This window comes from Burkholderia anthina (assembly GCF_001547525.1).
In the GTDB taxonomy this organism is placed as follows: Bacteria; Pseudomonadota; Gammaproteobacteria; order Burkholderiales; family Burkholderiaceae; genus Burkholderia; species Burkholderia semiarida.
The window spans coordinates 744,423-762,612 of the sequence record NZ_CM003769.1; the positions used below are offsets into that span (position 1 = coordinate 744,423).

Annotated in this window: 16 protein-coding genes; 4 read left to right on the forward strand and 12 right to left on the reverse strand. The window is 70.1% G+C overall.

Annotation, left to right across the window (positions count from 1 at the left end):
• Positions 1–2: 2 nt before the first annotated feature.
• From WS64_RS19460 to WS64_RS19500, 9 genes are all read right to left on the reverse strand, one after another.
• A complete protein-coding gene (locus tag WS64_RS19460) occupies positions 3–2,264 on the reverse strand; it encodes a xanthine dehydrogenase family protein molybdopterin-binding subunit (protein ID WP_060967349.1) in 2,262 nt (753 codons plus the stop codon).
• Positions 2,264–2,764: a (2Fe-2S)-binding protein gene (locus tag WS64_RS19465; protein WP_060310513.1), complete on the reverse strand. Its 501-nt coding sequence runs from the start codon at positions 2,762–2,764 to the stop codon at positions 2,264–2,266. Before WS64_RS19465 ends, WS64_RS19460 begins: the two co-directional genes overlap by 1 nt.
• Complete coding sequence (locus WS64_RS19470; protein ID WP_060967350.1) at positions 2,761–4,047, reverse strand: c-type cytochrome; 1,287 nt, start codon at positions 4,045–4,047, stop codon at positions 2,761–2,763. The genes WS64_RS19465 and WS64_RS19470 overlap by 4 nt, the downstream gene beginning before the upstream one ends.
• A gap of 277 nt (positions 4,048–4,324) precedes the next feature.
• On the reverse strand, positions 4,325–5,482 hold the full coding sequence (locus tag WS64_RS19475) for an amidohydrolase family protein (protein ID WP_060967351.1): 1,158 nt from the start codon (positions 5,480–5,482) through the stop codon (positions 4,325–4,327).
• A complete protein-coding gene (actP, locus tag WS64_RS19480) occupies positions 5,479–7,161 on the reverse strand; it encodes a cation/acetate symporter ActP (RefSeq protein WP_060967352.1) in 1,683 nt (560 codons plus the stop codon). Before actP ends, WS64_RS19475 begins: the two co-directional genes overlap by 4 nt.
• Complete coding sequence (locus WS64_RS19485) at positions 7,158–7,517, reverse strand: DUF485 domain-containing protein (RefSeq protein WP_060310509.1); 360 nt, start codon at positions 7,515–7,517, stop codon at positions 7,158–7,160. Before WS64_RS19485 ends, actP begins: the two co-directional genes overlap by 4 nt.
• A gap of 73 nt (positions 7,518–7,590) precedes the next feature.
• Positions 7,591–8,814 carry an FAD binding domain-containing protein gene (locus tag WS64_RS19490; protein ID WP_059640754.1) on the reverse strand — a complete coding sequence of 408 codons (1,224 nt, stop codon included), beginning with the start codon at positions 8,812–8,814 and terminating at the stop codon, positions 7,591–7,593.
• A 1-nt stretch (position 8,815) separates the two neighbouring features.
• Positions 8,816–9,295, reverse strand: a complete 480-nt coding sequence (locus WS64_RS19495; protein ID WP_059640752.1) for a VOC family protein — start codon at positions 9,293–9,295, stop codon at positions 8,816–8,818.
• 156 nt (positions 9,296–9,451) lie between these two features.
• Positions 9,452–9,724 (reverse strand): UBP-type zinc finger domain-containing protein, encoded by a 273-nt coding sequence (locus WS64_RS19500; RefSeq protein WP_060967353.1) that lies wholly within the window; start codon positions 9,722–9,724, stop codon positions 9,452–9,454.
• A 234-nt stretch (positions 9,725–9,958) separates the two neighbouring features.
• Here WS64_RS19500 and WS64_RS19505 point away from each other — a divergent pair, with 234 nt between their 5' ends.
• Positions 9,959–11,230 carry an NAD(P)/FAD-dependent oxidoreductase gene (locus tag WS64_RS19505; RefSeq protein WP_060967354.1) on the forward strand — a complete coding sequence of 424 codons (1,272 nt, stop codon included), beginning with the start codon at positions 9,959–9,961 and terminating at the stop codon, positions 11,228–11,230.
• A 40-nt stretch (positions 11,231–11,270) separates the two neighbouring features.
• On the opposite strand, the gene WS64_RS19510 is transcribed toward WS64_RS19505, so the two are convergent.
• Both WS64_RS19510 and WS64_RS19515 read right to left on the reverse strand, forming a co-directional pair.
• Positions 11,271–12,713, reverse strand: coding sequence for an efflux transporter outer membrane subunit (locus WS64_RS19510; RefSeq protein ID WP_060967355.1), 1,443 nt, complete (start codon positions 12,711–12,713; stop codon positions 11,271–11,273).
• A complete protein-coding gene (locus WS64_RS19515; protein ID WP_060967503.1) occupies positions 12,710–13,762 on the reverse strand; it encodes an HlyD family secretion protein in 1,053 nt (350 codons plus the stop codon). The genes WS64_RS19510 and WS64_RS19515 overlap by 4 nt, the downstream gene beginning before the upstream one ends.
• A gap of 83 nt (positions 13,763–13,845) precedes the next feature.
• Between WS64_RS19515 and WS64_RS19520 the strand changes: the two genes are divergently transcribed.
• Positions 13,846–15,426, forward strand: coding sequence for an MFS transporter (locus tag WS64_RS19520; protein WP_060967356.1), 1,581 nt, complete (start codon positions 13,846–13,848; stop codon positions 15,424–15,426).
• 98 nt (positions 15,427–15,524) lie between these two features.
• Here WS64_RS19520 and WS64_RS19525 read toward each other — a convergent pair whose 3' ends face one another.
• On the reverse strand, positions 15,525–16,505 hold the full coding sequence (locus tag WS64_RS19525; protein ID WP_059574858.1) for an alpha/beta fold hydrolase: 981 nt from the start codon (positions 16,503–16,505) through the stop codon (positions 15,525–15,527).
• A 365-nt stretch (positions 16,506–16,870) separates the two neighbouring features.
• Here WS64_RS19525 and WS64_RS19530 point away from each other — a divergent pair, with 365 nt between their 5' ends.
• Together WS64_RS19530 and WS64_RS19535 are read left to right on the forward strand one after the other, a co-directional pair.
• The gene (locus WS64_RS19530; protein WP_060967357.1) at positions 16,871–17,296 is read left to right on the forward strand and encodes a DUF3331 domain-containing protein; all 426 of its coding nucleotides are present in this window, start codon (positions 16,871–16,873) and stop codon (positions 17,294–17,296) included.
• Between the two features lie 70 nt (positions 17,297–17,366).
• The gene (locus WS64_RS19535; RefSeq protein ID WP_060967358.1) at positions 17,367–18,188 is read left to right on the forward strand and encodes an alpha/beta fold hydrolase; all 822 of its coding nucleotides are present in this window, start codon (positions 17,367–17,369) and stop codon (positions 18,186–18,188) included.
• Positions 18,189–18,190 lie beyond the last annotated feature (2 nt).

Here is an 18,190-nt window from a genome sequence, read left to right on the forward strand (position 1 = left end):
CGCTATGCGTCGATGCGCTTTCTCAGCGCGTCGCCGGCAAACGGCATTTCGCGCATGCGCTGGCCGGTCGCGTCGAAGATCGCGTTGGCCAGCGCGCCGGCGGTCGGCCCCATCGACGCCTCGGCCGCGCCGAGAAACGGCGCGCCGGGACGATTGATCAGATGAACCTTCACGCTTTGCGGCGCCGCCGAGAAACGCAGGATCGGATAGCTGCTCCAGTCGAAGCTGCGAATCCGTGCGGTGTCGTACTTCAGCGCCTCGTACAGCGTCCAGCTCGCGGCCTGCACGATGCCGCCCTCGATCTGGTTGCGGATCCCGTCCGGCGACACGACCTGGCCCGCGTCGACCGCCGCTTCCGCGCGCTCGAGCGTCACCTGGCCGGTTTCCGGCACGACCGACACCTCGACCGCGATCGCGACGTAGGCCATCAGGTTCTTGTACTTGCCGAACGCGAAGCCGACGCCGCGGTTGCGCGCTCGCGGCGGCCGCGGCCAGCCGAAGTGCGTCGCGGCGAGCTTGATCACCTGCCGCGCGCGATGGTCGTCCATGTGGCGCAGCCGGAATTCGACCGGATCGACGCCGGCCGCGTGCGCGAGCTCGTCCATGAAGCTCTCGATCGCCCAGACGTTGGTGTGCGCGCCGAGCGAGCGCATCGCGGAGGTCTGCAGCGGCATCGTCGGCGAGAAGTTGTTGACGATGTGCTGGTTCGGCAGCGCATACAGCGGAATCGCGTTGCGGTCGCCGCCGCCTTCCGGTTGCAGCATCGGCGTCGACGGCGCGGGCACGAACGGCGGCTCCAGCATGCGCGCCGGCAGCAGCCGGCCGGCGTTGACGATCCGCTCGTTGTGCGAGCTGCTCCACAACGCATAGTTCCAGTCGACGATGCGCCCGCTCGCGTCCAGCGATGCGCTGACCTCCGTCACCATCGCGGGCGTGAAGTGGTCCCACGTGTGTTCCTGTTCGCGCATCCATTGCACGCGAATCGGCTTGCCCGGCATCGCGGCGGCGATCAGCGCGGCGTGCGCGGCCGCGTCGTCCGCCGCATTGTGCCCGTAGCAGCCCGACCCCTCGGTGTGAATGCAGCGGATGCTCGCCTTCGGCATCGACAGCATCTCGGCGAGCGCGTCGCGCAGCGGGTAGACGCCCTGCGAGTGCGTCCACACCGTCATCATCCCGTTCTCGAGATGCGCGACCGAACACGACGGCCCGATCGACCCGTGCAGCAGGTAGTTCTTCAGGAACGTCGCATTGAGCGTCTTCACGGCCGGCGCGGTGGCCGCGTGCGTGTTCGCGATCTCGATGCGCTGCGTCGCGATCCGCTTCAGGTCCGCGTGCACGGTGCCGCGCTCGGGCAGCGTGCGGCCCGGCGACCAGCGGCAGCCGGCGGCGAGCGCGCGCTGCGCGACCACCGCCTGCCATTCGCCCTGCGCGACGACCGCGAGCATGCTGCCGTTGCGCACGATCCGCACGACGCCCGGCAGCTTCAGGATCGCGGCTTCGTCGAACGACAGCAGCTTCGCTTCATATACCGGCGGCATCACGACGCGCGCGTGCAGCATGCCGGGCAACTGCATGTCCTGCACGTAGCTGACGCCGCCCGTGACCTTGTTCGGGATGTCGACGCGCGGCAGCGACGTGCCGATCACGGCGAACGTCGCCGGGTTCTTCAGCGGCGACGTGGGCGTCGCATTGCGATGCAGGTCGACCGTGCGGATCGCGTCGCCGTAGGTCATCGTGCGTCCGTCGGGCGCCGTGATCACCGCGTCGGCGGTCGTCAGCGCGCGCGGTTCGACGCCGAAGCGCTTCGCCGCGCCTTCCACCAGCAGCGCACGCACCTGCGCGGCCGCGTTCAGCAGCGCGGAGCCGCTGTCGGCCATCGTGTGGCTGCCGGCCGTCAGGCCCTCGTCGGGCGACGCGCCGGTGTCGGCCGTCAGGAACGTGATCAGCGACGGCTTCATGTCGAGTTCCTCGGCGGCCACCTGCAGCAGCGCCGTGCGCACGCCGGTGCCGAGCTCGACCTTGCCGGTAAACACGGTGACCTTGCCGTCGGGCGCGATCTTGATCCATGCGTCGAGCAGCGGATTGGTCTTCAGGCTGCCGGCGAGCGCCTGCGTGGCTTTCGCCACGTGCACGGCCGCGCCTTCGTCGGCGATCACCAGCTGCGCGGCCGCGCGCGACGCGGGCGCGAGACTGAACGCGACGAACAGCGCGCCGGAGACGATGAAGTGCCGGCGGCCTTCGTCGATGTCGTCGTGGGAATTCATTACAGCCCCTTGCTGATCGTGACAGGAGCGGAAGCGGGTTCGGGGGCCGGCAGCCCCGCGACCGAGCGCACCGCCGCGAGAATCCGCATGTGCGTGCCGCAGCGGCACAGGTTCGGTTCCATGTGCGTGCGCAGTTCCTGTTCGGTCGGTTTCGGGTTGCGTTCGAGCAGCGCCTGCGCGCGCATGATCATCCCGGCGATGCAGTAGCCGCACTGCGCGGCCTGGTGCTCGATGAACGCGCGTTGCAGCGGGCCCGGACGCTCGGCGGTGCCGAGGCTCTCGATGGTGCGCACGCTGCGCGAACCGACCGCGGCCACCGGCATCAGGCACGAGAACGTCGGTTTGCCGTCGACGATCACGGTGCACGCGCCGCACTGCCCGAGGCCGCAGCCGAATTTCGCGCCGTGCAGGTGCAGGTCGTTGCGCAGCGCGTACAGCAGCGGCGTGGACGGGTCGATGTCCAGCGTGTGGCGCACGCCGTTGACGGTGAGGGTGATCATCGTGCGGTGTCCTCTTTTCTGAGCTTCGCGGCCATCGCGTCGACGCCCGACCACGCGGGGCGGTCGGTATAGGTTTCGCGCACGTACGCGGCGAGATCGGCGATCTGCGCGTCGTCGTACTGGTCGATGAACGACGGCATGTAGTTGAGCGTGTCCTCGCCGTGCCAGCCGATGCCGTTGAACATCATCTGGATCGCGTTGCGCGGCGTGTCTGCGTTGACCGCCGTGCTGAACGCGAGCGTCGGCCGTTCGCCGATCGACTGCATCGGCGCCGCCGGCCCGTGGCACTGCGCGCACGATGCCTGGAACAGCACCGCGCCGCGCTGCGCAGCCGGTGTCGTCGCGACGCGTTCGACCGGTTGCGCGGCCGCGGCCGCACGCGCGTTCGCCGGTTTCTGGATCGACAGGATGTAGGCGGCGATCGCCTCGACGTCCTCCACCGGCACCGTCGCGAGGTCGCGCGTGACAGGCAGCATCGGCCCGGCCGCCGCGCCGTGTTCGCTCGCGCGGCCGGTGCGCAGGTAGGTGACGAGCTGCGCCTGCGTCCACGGCCGCGCGGCATCGCCGAGCGCATTGAGCGGCGGCGCTTCCCAGCCGTCGACGATGCCGCCGTCGAACGCGCGGCCGCGCTGCTCGCCGCCGATCGCGTTCAGCGGCGAATGGCACGATGCGCAGTGGCCGAGCCCGTCGACGAGCATCCTGCCGCGGTTCCATTGCGCGGACTGCGCAGGGTCGGGTTGATATGCGCCTTCGCGCAGGAACAGCACGTTCCAGAACGCCACCAGCGGCCGGAAGTTCAGCGGGAATATCAGGTCGTTGGCGGGCGCCGTCGCGCGCACCGGCTCGCGGGTCATCAGGTACGCATACGCGGCGGCGATGTCGTCGTCGGACATCCGCGTGAAATGGATGTACGGAAACGCCGGGTAGAGCGGCTGGCCGTTGCGTCCGATGCCGGTGCGCAGCGCGCGGGCGAACGCGTCGCGCGACCAGCGGCCGATCCCCGTTTCGGCATCCGGCGTGATGTTGGTCGCGTAGATCGTGCCGAACGGCGTCGCGAGCGGCAGCCCGCCCGCGAACGGCTTGCCGTCCTTCGCGGTGTGGCACACGACGCAGTCGCCGAGCGCGACGACGCGCGCGCCGGCGCGCACCAGTTGCGGATCGAACGAAGCGGGGGCGGGCGGGTCGATCGGCGCGATCGACGGCCGCACCATGATGCCGATCGCGATCGCCAGGCCGGCGACCGCGATGCCGCCCGCGCCGAACCAGAGTCGTTTGTGCTTCATGCGCGCTCCGCGCGAAGCGGTACGCCGCACGTCGCGCGCGGCGTGCCCGGGCCGTCGTGCGTCGGCCGGCCGGGCCGCGAACGCGTTGCGGCGAGGCGGTAATTGGCAACTGGATTCACGTCGTCACTCCATCAGTCGAAAAGGCGCGCGGGCTGGCCAGCGCGGTCGCTCTTGCAGCCAGTCTACGCAGACGCCCGCATCATTTCCTGAAGTCCGGCTGAAACGTTCTGAACGGCGGGCCGGGCCGGTTCGGCGACATCCGGCACGCGCGCGCCAGCTAGATCCGCAGCAGCCGGCCCGCATTGCCGCCGAGCACCATCGCGCGCTGGTCGTCGGGCAGGTCCAGCCGATCGAGAAAACGCACCGGTTGCGCGTAGCCCATGTCGAAGCAATAGTCGCTGCCGAGCACCAGCCGGTCGATGCCGACGTTCTCGATCAGGAAGCTCAGCACCGGCCCCGAGTGGGACACCGTGTCGTAGCTGAAGCGCCGCAGGTAGCTGCTCGGCTTGTGCGCGAGCCGGCGCGTTTCCGGCCGGACGGTCCAGCCGGCGTCCAGCCGGCCGACGAGGATCGGCAGCGCGCCGCCCGCATGCGGCAGCGTGACATGCAGCGCCGGATGGCGGTCGAGCACACCGCCGAGTATCAGGTGCGAAGCGGCGATGGCCGTATCGAACGGATTGCCGAGCAGGTTGCTCAGGTAGAAGTCGCCGAGGCGCGCGCCGCCGACGGTTTGCTGCGGATGCAGGAACACCGGCAGCCCGAGCTGTTCGATGCGCGCGAACACCGGCGCGAACCTCGGATCGTCGAGGTCGCGGTTGTCGATGTTCGTGCCCATGTACACGCCGCGCACGCCCGGCAGCGTCGACGCGCGCTCGAGCTCGTCGATCGCGTCGGTCGCGTCGAGCATCGGCAGCGTCGCGAGTACGACGAAGCGCGCCGGATGCCGCTGGTGCACGCGCGACGCGGCCGTATTCCATGCGCGCGCCAGTTTCGCGTTGAACGGCCGGTCGCCCCAGTACGCCATCGGCACGCTCAGCGACAGCGCCTGCACGTCGACGCCCGACGCGTCCATGTCCGCGAGCCGCGCATCGACGTCGATGAATTTCATCGGCAGCGGCCCGAGGCCGCCGGCCGGCGTGCGGAACGTGAACGTCGTGCCGTCGCACGCGAATGCGCCGCCGAAGCGCTTGCCTTCGCCGCCGACGAGGTCGCAGAAGCTTTCCGGGTAGTAATGCGCGTGGATGTCGATCGCGCGCGGACGCCGGCCAGCCAGCGTGGCCGAAGCGGCCGACGCGGCCGACGCGGGCGACGCGGCCGACGCGGGCGCCGGTTGCGCCGCTGCGGCGGGGCGTCCGGCAACGGCCGCGCCGGCAAGCGCGGCGAACGCGCCGAGCATGCGGCGGCGCCCGGCGGACAGACAGCAGGGGCAGGTCATCGAATCGTCTCCAGGTCGGGATTGTCGTGTTGCCGCGCGCCGTGGCGCGGCAGGGTGCCGAGTTCGCATGCGACGAGCTGCGCGTCGAAGCGCGCGCGTTCGCGTCGCGCGCGGGCCGACCTGTCGGTGGCCGATACCGCGACGATCGCGATGAACGCGGCGGCCATCGAGAACAGCGCCGGATATTCGTACGGGTAGGGCGCGTGCGCATGGCCGAGCACCTGGACCCAGACGGTCGGGCTCAGCACGGTGAGCGTGACCGCCGTGACGAGGCCGATCGTGCCGCCGGCCACCGCGCCGCGCGTCGTCAGGCCGCGCCAGTAGATCGAGAGCAGCAGCACCGGAAAATTCGAGCTGGCGGCGATTGAGAACGTGAGGCTGACGATGAACGCGATGTTCTGCTTCTCGAATGCGATGCCCAGCACGATCGCGAGCACGCCGAGCACCAGCGTCGTCGCGCGTGCGACGCGCATTTCGTCGCGGTCGGTCGCCCGGCCGCGGCGCAGCACGTTCGCATAGAGGTCGTGCGAGATCGCGGACGAGCCGGCGAGCGTCAGCCCGGCGACCACGGCGAGAATCGTCGAGAACGCGACCGCGCAGATGAAGCCGAGGAAAAAGTTGCCGCCGACCGCATGCGCGAGATGGATCGCCACCATGTTCGCGCCGCCCGCGACCGCGCCGGACGCATCGTGATACCGCGGGTCCGCCGCGACGAGCGCGATCGTGCCGAAGCCGATCACGATGATCAGCGCATAGCCGGCCCCGACGATGCCCGTCGCATGGAGGATGCTCTTGCGCGCCGCGCCGACGTCGCCGACCGTGAAGAAGCGCATCAGGATGTGCGGCAGGCCGGCCGTGCCGAAGATCAGCGCGAGGCCGAGCGATACCGCGGACACCGGATCGGACACGAGGCCGCCCGGCCGCATGATGGCCGCGTGCTTCGGATGGACGCGCAACGCCTGCGCGAACAGCGCGTCGAGGCTGAAGCCGAAGCGGCTCAGCACCATGAACGCCATGAAGGCCGCGCCGGCGAGCAGCAGCACGGCCTTGACGATCTGGATCCACGTGGTGGCGAGCATGCCGCCGAAGAATACGTAGACGACCATCAGCACGCCGACGATCACCACCGCGACCGTGTAGTCGAGCCCGAACAGCAGCTCGACGAGCTTGCCGGCGCCGACCATCTGCGACACGAGATACAGCAGGACGATGACGATCGAGCTCGACGCGGCGAACGCACGGATCGGCCGTTGCTGCAGCCGATACGACACGACGTCGGCGAGCGTGTACTTGCCGAGATTGCGCAACGGCTCCGCGATCAGGAACAGGATGATCGGCCAGCTCGCGAGAAAGCCGACCGAATAGATCAACCCGTCGTAACCGCTCGTGAACACGAGCGCCGAGATGCCGAGCAGCGACGCGGCCGACATGTAGTCGCCGGCGATCGCCCAGCCGTTCTGCAGCGCGGTGATGCGCCCGCCGGCCGCGTAATGATCGGCGACGCTGCGGTTCTGCCGGGCGGCCCAGCGCGTGATGACGAGCGTCGACGCGACGAACAGCACGAACATGCCGATGGCGACCGGATTGTGCGGATGCGCGAGCGCGGCGGGGCCGGCCGCGAACGCCGGCGCCGTGGCGATCGCGGCCGCGGTGACGAGGATGGCGACGATGCGTTTCATTGGCCGCCTCCGTCGCGGATCGACGCGACGAGCGCGTCGTGCACCGCATTCGCACGCCACACGTACAGCGCGACGAGCGCGAACGTCGCGACGAACATGCCGAAACCGACCGGGATGCCCCACGTGGTCGGGCGGCCCGCCACGATCGGCCGGCCGAGCCATGCCGGCGAGAACGCCAGCGACAGGATGAATGCGAAGTAAAGCGCGAGCATGACCGCGGTCAGCGACCACGCGAATCGCCTCCTTCGCGTGACGAGATGGCGGAAGCGGGCATCGCGCGGCAGCGGATGCGTGGCCGCGGCGGGCAGGTCCGGATCGGGTGCGGGGCCGGCGGCAGCCGGAATCGAGCGGTTCACGGTGTCTCCTTGTCGGTATCGGATGGGGCGCGATGCGGCGGGCGCGACACGTCGTGCATGCGCCCGCCGGTGGTCAGAGCGACGGCGGCACGGCCGTTTCGCGCATCACGACTTCCGCGGTGCGGTAACGCTCGGCCATCTCGCGTTCGGTGTCGTTCTTCAGTTGCGCCTGCATGTACGCGCCGAGATGGCGCGCGTGTTCGACGATCGCGGCGCCGAACGCGGTGCGCGTGTCGCTGTACGCGTGCAGTGCGTCGAGCGGATCGGCATGCGCGGCCAGCGCGCCGACGAGCGCCAGCGCGTCGCCCGCGGCCTTCGTGACGCCCATTCCGCAATGCGGCCGCGCGACGAATGCGGCATCGCCGAGCAGCGCGATGCGGCCGAACGCCATGCGCGGCACCTCGAGATCGTAGATCGGCTGGAACAGCGGCTGCGCGGCGCGCGACACGACTTCCGCGAACTGCGGCGCGAGCAATGCATGCGCGGCGTCTTCCATGTCGGCGAGCACGTCGCGGCGGATCAGCGTCGGTGGAATGCCGGCCGCCCACAGCTTGCCCGTCGCGTCGGTGAGCAAGTTCGGCAGGTCGGTGTCCTCGCGGGTCGCGCGATACCACACGAAGTTGTAGCGGCGCTCGCCGGGCTGCGTGCTGTTGTGCTGGCCGGCGACCGGGTAGCCGAGGATCTGCTCGTGCGGCGGCAGGCCGAACGCGAACTTGTCGAACAGCGCCGCATGCGTGCGCCCGGACAGTTCGCGTTCGTCGACGAGGCCGCGCCACGCGACATAGCCCGCGTACTGCAGACGCGCGTCCGGCAGCAACCGTTCGCGGATCGCCGAACGGAAGCCGTCGGCCGCGACGACGAGGTCGGCATGCACGACCGATCCGTCGGCCAGCGTGAGCGTCGCGCGCTCGGGCCCGTCCGCGACGTCGGCGACGACGGCCCCCGCGTGATGGTGCTGATCGGGCAGCGCGGCGCGCAACACGTGGTACATCTTGCTCCAAGCGGTCAGCGTCTGCGGCTGTGGCCGCTCGGCGGCGAGCGAACCGTCCCGCGCCAGCGTGATGCGCGATTCGACGTTCACGCCGATCGATGCGTCGATGCGCACGCCGGCCGCGCGCAGCACGTCGAACAGCTCCGGATGCGTGACGATGCCGGCGCCGCGGCCGGACAGCGCGTCGGGCACGCGCTCGAACACGTCCACGTCCCAGCCGTGGCGCAGCAGCAGGTTCGCGGCGAACAGCCCGCCCAGCGAGCCGCCGACGATGGCGGCCTTGCGATGCGTCGAAATGGTGCGCATGTCAGTCTCCACGGGTGGCGGCGGCCGCTGCGGCGCCGCGCATGTCGAGGCCGGCGACTTCGGCGGCCGGGTAGTTCAGTTCGATCGTCACGCCCGACGGATCCTCGATGAAGACCTGATGCAGCCCGAGGCTCGGCACGGTGCGGTCGCGCCACGCGATGCGCGCGTCACGCAGCGTGCGCCACATCGCCTCGACGCCGGTCGCGACGAACGCGATGTGGTCGACGGTGCCGGTGCCCGCGGCCGGCACGGGCTTGTCGCCGAGATACGCGGCCAGCCCGTGGGGGTTGGCCGGATCGATGCCGATCAGGTGGACCGTGCCGTAATCGGCTTCGTCGTCGCCGAGATAGAGCCACGCGCCCGGAAAGTCGAACGGCGGGCGGTAGCCGCGTCTGAAGCCGAGCACGCGTTCGTAGAAGCGGCACGAGGCTTCGAGATCGGGCGTGCGGATCGAGTAATGCGCGAGTCGCGAGACAGGCATGGCGAACCTCTTGTTTATCGAAGGATAAGTTATCGTTCGATAAATTCTAGGCCGAAAACGGCGCGGCGCAAAGCCGTGATCCAGCCGTGTTAACCCTTGGCCCGGAACCGGGGGCGAATCGGCGACGAACGGGCGCCGATTGCGCCGCGCGTCACGTTACGACGGCACCTCGCCGGCGACGACTTCGTCCGCGTAGCACCAGATCCAGCGCTCGCCGGGCTCGATCGAGCGGACGAGCCGGTGTCCGGTGTCGCGGAAATGCCGGCTCGCGTGGCGATTCGGCGACGAGTCGCAGCAGCCGACGTGTCCGCAGATCAGGCACATCCGCAAATGCACCCAGCCGCTGCCCGATTTGATGCATTCCTCGCAGTAGTCCTTGTCGGTGTCGAGCACGCGTGCTTCGTCGAGATGCGTACAGGCGTTGGCCATCTTGCGCTCCGGTGCCGGCGCGGGGAACGACGCTTGCGACGCGGCCGGCGCGATGCCGCAAGCGGGGACGGGGATGCCGCATTGTGCGGCGCCGCTCGGCGGCCGCGCCTTAATTGTTATGAAATCGCGCGTGCGGCGCGTCGGCGCGGCGTACAGTCGCGGTGCGTCCGGCTCACCCTTTCACCCTGGCGACGGCCGGACCGTATCCAGCATCGATTTCTTCGGGAGCCGCACATGATTCAGTCGCAACTGGTCCGGATCGTCGGCCTGCCGCACAGCAAGGACGCGTACGCGATCCGCGATTTCCTGCAGCGGCGCATGGTCGCGTACGACTGGTGCGAGCTGACGTCCGACGCGGACTGCGCGCGCGAGCTCGGCATCGCGCCGCTGCGCGACATCCGGCTGCCGGTCGTGATCTTTCCGGACGGCTCGCGCCTGTACCAGCCGACGCTGGCCGACATCGCCGCGCGGCTCGGCTGGGTCGCGCGGCCGCGCTTCGTCGAATACGACGTGTCGATCTACGGCGCCGGGCCGGCCGGGTTGTCGGCGGCGGTCTACGCGGCGTCCGAAGGGCTGCGCGCGGTCGTGATCGAGCGCGGCGCGGTGGGCGGGCAGGCCGGCACGAGTTCGCTGATCGAGAACTACATGGGCTTCCCCGACGGCATTCCGGGCGCGGAACTCGCGGAACGCGCGCGCGAGCAGGCGGTCAAGTTCGGCGTCGAGCTGCTGACGATGCGCGAGGGCGTGCATGCGACCTTCGTCGACGGCAAGATCCGCGTCGAGCTCGCCGACGGGTCGACCCTGGTCGCGCGCGCGAACATCTGCGCGACCGGCATCGAATATCGCAGCCTCGGCCTGCCGGAAGAGCCGGCGTTCCTGAATGCAGGGCTGTTCTACGGCGCCGGTTCGAGCGAAGCGCCGATGTGCGCGGGCGAGCAGGTGTTCATCGTCGGCGGCGGCAACTCGGCCGGCCAGGCCGCGATGAATTTCTCGCGGCACGCGCGTCAGGTGACGATGCTCGTGCGCGGTGCGTCGCTCGCCGACACGCTGTCGCGCTACCTGATCGACCGGATCGAGCGGACGCCGAACATCGAGGTCCGCTACCAGTCGAGCGTCGTTGCCCTGCACGGCGACGGCTGGCTCGAAGCGATCGAGCTTCGCTCGGCGGACGGCACGCGCGAACGGCTGCCGGCCACGCGCCTGTTCGTGTGCATCGGCGGCGCGCCGAACACCGACTGGGCGAAGGATACCGACATCATCCGCAATCCGGACGGCTATCTCGTGACCGGCGGCGACCTGTACGACTGTCCGGCGTTCGAGCGCGTGTGGCCGCTCGAGCGCCGGCCGTACCATCTGGAAACCAGCGTGCCGGGATCGTTCGCGGCCGGCGACGTGCGATCGGGGTCGGTCAAGCGCGTCGCGTCGGCGGTCGGCGAAGGCGCGATGGCCGTGACCTTCGTGCACCGGTTTCTCGGCGAGGACGCGCATCGCCTCGCGAGGGCCTGACGCGCGTGCGAAGGCGTCGCGACCGCCCCGGATCGCCGTTTCATCCGGCGTCGGCCTGCGCCGAATCGCGCGACCCGTCGCGGCCCGCCCGCGCCGGCGGCGTCCACCCGCCGCCCAACGCACGCACGAGGCTCACCGTCGCGATCGCGAGCGCCTGCCGGCTGTGAATCAGCTGGCGCCGCGCGTTCAGTGCGTCGCGATCGGCATCGATGACTTCGAGGTAGCTGACGTAACCGTGCGCGTAACGGCTCAGCGACAGGCGCGCCGCGGCGTCGGTCGCGCGCGCGGCGCTGGCGTAGCGTGCGATCCGTTCCTTTTGCGCGGCGATGTCGTTGAGCGCGTCCTGCACGTCGCGCAGCGCGCCGAGCGCCGTCGCGCGATAGTTCGCGTCGGCGATGTCCGTGCCGGCCCGCGCGGCGGCAATCGCCGCGTCGCGCTTGCCGCCGTCGAACAGCGTCAGTGCGACGTTCGCGCCGAGGCTCCACAGCGAGCTGTTGCGGTCGAGAAACGAGCGCAGGTCGCGGGTGGCGAAGCCGCCGTCGGCGGTCAGCGTCAGCGTGGGCAACCACGCGGTGCGCGCGATGCCCAGTTCGAGCGACGCCGCATCGGCGCGTCGCGCGGCCGCGAACACGTCGGGGCGTCGCGCCAGCAGCGCGGACGGCAGCCCGGCCGGCACGTCCGGCACGCGCACTGGCACCGGCACGGCGCGCGTGTCGACGTCGAATGCAGTCGGCGACACGCCGGTCAGCACCGCGATGGCGTCGACGAGGTTGTCGCGCAGCCGGCGGCTTTCCGCGAGATCGGCATGCGCGGTATCGAGGTCGGCCGACGCGCGCAGCCCGTCGAGGTCGCTCGCCGCGCCGGCCCGCACGCGTGCGGCGATCACGTCCAGCGCGGTGCGGCGCAACCCGATCGCTCTGTCGAGCGTCGCGAGATCGTCGTCGACGTAGCGTAGCGTCAGGTAGTCGACGGCGACTTCGGTCGCGATCCTCAAGCGGATCGCATCGCGATCGGCCGCGGCCTGCAGCACGTTCTGTTCGCCGACGTCGGCGTCGCCGCGCAAGCGCCCCCATAGATCGACTTCGTAGCTCGCGGCGACGGGAACAGACCAGTTGTGCATCGTCCGCTTCGGCAGCGCGTTGTCGACCGTGCCCGATACGCGCGTGCGGCTGAACGACGGATCGACGCGCACGGTCGGCGCGAGCGCGGCATCGCGGATGCCGAGCAGCGCCCGCGCCTGGTCGACGCGCGCGGCCGCCGCGCGGATATCGAGGTTGTGCGCGAGCGCGGCGTCGACGAGGCGGCCGAGCTGCGGATCGCCGAACCACGCGGGCCATGCCGCGAGCGACGGCGCACCCGCATCGGTCGACGGATCGGCATGGCGGAACCCGTCGTGTCCGACCGGGACGGGCGCGAGCGGTTGCGGCGCGATCGAGCACGCGGCCAGCACGCTCGCGGCGACGAGGATGCATGCGCGCTTCATCGCGATTCACCGCCGGGTTGCAGCGTGACGACGACCGACAGCCCGGGCCGGATGCGCGGTTCCGTCGCCGCCGGGCCGTCGAGCAGGATCTTCACGGGCACCCGTTGCGTGACCTTCGTGAAATTGCCGGTCGCGTTGTCGGGCGGCAGCAGCGCGAACTGCGCGCCCGTCGCGGGCGACAGGCTGTCGATGCGGCCGGTGAACGCGCGCTGCGGCAGCGCATCGAAGCGCAGTTGCACGGCGTCGCCGGCGCGCACGTGCCGCAGTTGCGTCTCGCGGAAATTGGCGACGATCCACGGATGCGGCTCGACCAGCGTGAGCAGCGCCTGACCGGGCGCGACATGCTCGCCGGTCTCGACGGTCTTCTTGCCGACGTAGCCGTCCGACGGCGCGACGACCGTCGTGTACCCGAGCTGCAACTGCGCGTCGCGCAGCTCGGCATCGTTCTGGCTCGACGCGGCATCGGCGGCCTGGGCGGCGGCGGCGGCGCTCCGCCGTTGCGCATCGGCCGCCGCGACGCGCGCGCGGGCCGACTTGCGTGCGGCATCGGCCGCATCGAACTCCTGCTTCGACAAGCCGCGCGGCGTTTCGCGGGTCAGCTCGCGGGCACGTGCGTAATCGAGTTCGGCTTTTTCGGCATCGGCGTGCGCCGACACGAGCGCCGCGTCCGCCTGTTCGATCAGCGCGCGTGCGCGACTCGCATCGGCATGCGCCTGTGCGACGCGTGCGCGCTGCGCCGCGACGCGCACGTCGAAATCGCGGCGGTCGATCTGCACGAGCGCGTCGCCGGCATGCACGAACTGGTTGTCGTCGACGAGCACGCGCTCGACCGTGCCGGCCACGCGCGGCGAGATCACGTGCAGGTGGCCGGTCACGTACGCGTCGTCGGTGCCGCGATCGCGTGCGTCGAACTCGTACACGAGCAACGCGACGAGCAGCAGCGCGAGCACGGCGATCGCGACGACGGCCGGCCGGCGCGAGCGCGCGGGCGCGGGCGTGGAAGGCGCGGAGGCCGCGGAAGATCGGGTATCGGGCGAGGGCGGGGTCATGATCGGCACACTCCATCGTACGGACGGGATTCGGCGCATCGCGTTATGCTTGCGCCAGCTTGACAAACGGGAGCCGCTCGACGATGAACACGACGTTCGCCACCGGCAGTGCCGCGCCAGTGCCGGCCGCGGGCGCGGCCTCCGACGTTCCGACGTTCCGGTCGATCGCCGCGATCGCGGCCGTGCTGCTCGGTGCGGTCATCGCGACGCTGACGTCGCGCATCACGTCGCTCGGCTTGGCCGACGTGCGCGGCGCGCTCGGCATCGGCGTCGACGAAGGCGCGTGGATCAACACCGCATTTACCGCGTCGCAGATGTTCGTCGGGCCGCTGGCGATCGCCGCGGCCTACCTGTTCGGCACACGCCGCGTGCTGCTCGCGGGCGCCGTGGTGTTTCTCTGCGCCGAAAGCGTGCTGCCGCTCTGCACGCGATTCGGTGCGTTCATCGTGTTTCAGGCGCTCGCCGGGTGCGCATCGGGCGTGTTCGTGCCGCTGACGATCGGCTTCGTCGTGCGCACGCTGCCGCCGCGGCTCATTCCGTTCGGCATCGCCGCGTATGCGATGAATCTCGAGATGTCGCTGAACCTGTCCGCCACGCTCGAAGGCTGGTACAGCGAGCACCTGAGCTGGCGCTGGCTGTTCTGGCAGAACGCGGTGCTGACCTTGCCGTTCATCGCCTGCCTGATGCTGTCGCTCGCCGACGAGCCGGTCAAGCGCTTCGCGTCCGGCATCGACGCGCGCGGCATGCTGCTCGGCGCGGGCGGGTTCGCCTGCCTGTGCATCGCGCTCGACCAGGGCGAGCGGCTGTTCTGGCTGCAGTCGCCGCTGATCGTCGTGCTGCTGGCCGTCGGCATCCTGATGGTCGCCGCGTTCCTGATCCACGAGCTCGCGTCGCCGCGCTCCGGCATCGATCTCGGCTACCTCGCGCGGCCGAACGTCGCGCTGCTGATCGTGCTCGTCGGCCTCGTGCGCTTCACCGTGCTCAACACGAGCTTCATCCCGTCGCTGTTCCTCGCGAGTACGTACGGGCTGCGCCCGCTGCAGATCGGCGATACGCTGCGCTGGATCGCGATTCCGCAGTTGCTGTTCGCGCCGTGCGTCGCGCTGTTGCTGCAGCGTGTCGACCCGCGCCGGCTGATCGTCGCCGGCTTCGCGATGGTGGCGATCGCGTTCGCGCTCGGCTCGCGGCTCACGCCGGTGTGGGCCGAACCCGACTTCATTCCGTCGCAATTGCTGCAGGCGCTCGGCCAGACGATGGCGCTCACGTCGGTCATCGTCTTCTTCGGCAGGCACGTGACGGCCGAGCATGCGCTGACGTTCGGCGCGGTCGTGCAGACGACGCGCCTGCTGAGCGGGCAGCTCGGCACGACGTCGATCGCGGTGATTCAGCGGATCAGGGAGGCTACCCATTCGAATCTCGTCGGTCTGCATGTGTCGCTGTCGGATCCGGAAACGCTCGAACGGCTGCGGGCCGGCGCGGCGTCGCTGGTGGCGCACGGCGCCACGTTCGCGACGGGCAACGAGGCGGCCTATGCGCTCGTCGATCGTGCGGTGCGCGTGCAGGCCACGACGCTCGCGCTGGCCGACAACTTTCGCGTGGCGATGGCGTTCGCGCTCGCCGGCGCACTGCTCGGCATCCTGTTGCGCCCGGTGCGGGCGCCGTGAATGCGGCGCCGCATGGGCTGAAATGTCCTGAAAAATCCTGAACGGCACCTGCGGCGTCCGTCGCGGCGGCATGCGCGCCGCCGCGACGGACGGCAGGCTTACGCCTGCAGGAACGCGAGCAACTCGGCGTTGATGCGATCGGCGCTCACCACGCACATGCCGTGCGAGCCGCCTTCGATCACCTTCAGCACCGCGTGCTTCACGATCTTCGACGACAGCCGGGCCGAATCGTCGATCGGCACGATCTGGTCGTCGTCGCCGTGCAGCACGAGCGTCGGCACGTCGATCTTCTTCAGGTCGTCCGTGTAGTCGACTTCGGAAAACTCCTTCACGCACAGGTACTGGCCATGGATGCCGCCCATCATCCCCTGCGACCAGAATGCGTCGATCGTGCCCTGCGACACCTTCGCGTTCGGGCGATTGAAACCGAAGAACGGCACGGCCAGATCCTTGTAGAACTGCGAACGGTTTTCCGCGACGTTCTTGCGGATGCCGTCGAATACTTCCATCGGCAGGCCGCCCGGATTGGTCGCCGATTTCACCATCTGCGGCGGCACCGCGCCGATCAGCACCGCCTTCGACACGCGTTTCGTGCCATGTCGGCCGATGTAGCGCGCGACTTCGCCGCCGCCGGTGGAGTGGCCGACGAGCGTCGCTTCGCGCACGTCGAGCGCGTCGAGCAGCGCGGCGAGATCGTCCGCGTACGTGTTCATGTCGTTGCCGTTCGACGGCTGGCTCGAACGGCCGTGGCCGCGGCGGTCGTGCGCGATCACGCGATAGCCGTGCTGCACGAGGAACAGCATCTGCGCGTCCCACGCGTCCGCGCACAGCGGCCAGCCGTGCGAGAACACGACCGGGCGGCCGCTGCCCCAGTCCTTGAAGTAGATCTGCGTGCCGTCCTTCGTGGTGATCGTGTTCATCGTGTGCGCTCCTGAATGCGCGGAAGAGGGGTGGCGGGAGGGCGTGCCGGCCGCGGCCGCCATCGCGGGCAGCGCGGCGGCCGCGACGGCGGTCGCGCCGGCGAGCAGCATGTCGCGGCGGCGAGCCGACGAAACGGCGTCGGTCTGTTCGGGATGCATCTGGACTCCTGAGGTGTGCGGCGGCGAGGCCGCGCGGGATGGTGGATCGGTGGCGGCCGGCCGCGGCCATCCCGCCCGGCGGCCGTCCGGCGTGCGCCGCCGCGTCGGCTGGTGCGCGCGGACGAACGAATGCCGTCAGGAGCGTATCCCGGCGCGGTGCGCGCCGTACTGAAATCCGGCTGAATTTTCTTGAACGCCGCGGCGCCGCGAGCGGCATTGCCGCACTGCAGAAAAATTAAGCGCGCGACCGGGACTCTTCAGCGCACGGCGACTATCGTCAGCATCGGGTCACCCGCCGTGCGTTTGCCGCGACGCGAGCGGGCCCCCACGCCCGCACCGCCCGTCACTTGCCTGGATAAGCCGCCATGGACGCCTTCAATCGTTGGGAGCACATGATCACGTCGCTCAGGCCGTCGCCCGCCGCGAGCCTCCGGATGATGCCGCGCGAGCGGACGGCGGACGGCTCCTGTCGTCCGCATCGGGACGACGCGCCGACGCCATCGAGCGGCGACGTGCGCCGCCGCAGCGCGATCGTCGCCGTCGAGCGGCAGACCGATTCGTCGATGCTGGTGTCATGGAGCGATCCGACGCGCTGTCGCTACGACGAGCAACGCTGGATCTGCGCGAAGGCGCGCAGGCTGGCGCGCTGCGCGCTCACCGGGCAACCGATCCGGGTGGGCGACGTGATCTACAAACCCCAATGGCGCGGCGAGAGACGCCCCGCGAACTGCCGCGAGATGATTCTCGCGGCGGCGCTCGAGCAGTTCGCCTCCCGGCAGTCCCGGGCATGACGCGCCGCGCCGCACGCTTCGGCCGCGCCCACATCCGCGGGCGCGGCTTCCCTATTCGAAAGGAACCCTCATGAGCACGTTCACCACCCGCGACGGCGTGTCGATTCACTACAAGGACTGGGGCAGCGGCCGCCCGGTCGTGTTCATTCACGGCTGGCCGCTGAATGCCGACATGTGGGACGTGCAGATGCACCATCTCGCGTCGCACGGCCTGCGCTGCATCGCATACGACCGGCGCGGCTTCGGCCGCTCCGGCCAGCCGTGGGGCGGTTACGACTACGACACGCTGGCCGACGATCTCGCGACGCTGCTCGACACGCTCGACCTGCATGACGCGACGCTCGTCGGCTTTTCGATGGGCGGCGGCGAGGTGGCCCGCTACATCGGCCGGCATGGCACGAAGCGCGTGTCGAAGGCGGTGCTGATCGGTTCGGTGACGCCGCTCATCGCGCGCCGCGACGATCATCCGGAAGGCGTGGACGTCGCGCTCTTCGACGGCATTCGCGCGGGCATCGCGGCCGATCGCGCCGCCTTTCTCGACGGCTTCTGGCCCCTCTTTACCGGGTCGAACCGCGACGGTTCGACGGTTTCGCGCGCCGCGCTCGACTGGACGTCGTTCATGGCGTGGCAGGCCGGGCTGAAGGGCACGCTCGATTGCGTTCGCGCGTTTTCCGAGACCGATTTTCGGGCCGACCTGCAACGATTCGACGTGCCGACGCGCGTGATTCACGGCGAGGACGACCAGACGGTTCCGCTCGCGCTGACCGGCGCCGCGACGGCGAAGCTGATCCCGCATGCGACGCTGAGCGTCTACGAAGGCGGTCCGCATGCGCTTTACCTGACGCACGCGACGCGGCTGAACGACGAGCTGCTGGCGTTCGCGCGGTCCTGAGC